A 299-nucleotide genomic window follows, 5' to 3' on the forward strand; every position below is an offset into this window, starting at 1 on the left:
CACATCTCTCTTCGATTTGGGCGTCTTGGGCGAGGTGATGACGTCCCTCCTCCGGATCCGCTGGTAGCTCTTGGTGACGTGGATGAGGCACTTTCCAAGGTCGATTTCGTTCGGTTCGAGGGCGAGGAGCTCGCCGACCCTCAAGCCGCACCAGTACAGGATCTCGAACGCGTGGAAGCTGGCTGGCTTGTCCATCACCTCCTCGCTGAACGCGAGGTACTGCTCCTTCGTCCAGAACTTCATCTCCGACCCCTGCCGCTCGCCGATCTTGATGGTCGGGGCGGCGGGACTCTTTCCCA

General features: G+C 60.9%; 1 pseudogene. It reads right to left on the reverse strand.

Annotated elements, in window-relative coordinates:
• Positions 1 to 299: pseudogene (locus tag NE591_RS14550) on the reverse strand (site-specific integrase); the annotation flags it as partial.

Origin of the sequence: Adlercreutzia sp. DFI.6.23 (assembly GCF_024462535.1) — a bacterium.
Lineage (GTDB): Bacteria > Actinomycetota > Coriobacteriia > Coriobacteriales > Eggerthellaceae > Adlercreutzia > Adlercreutzia rubneri.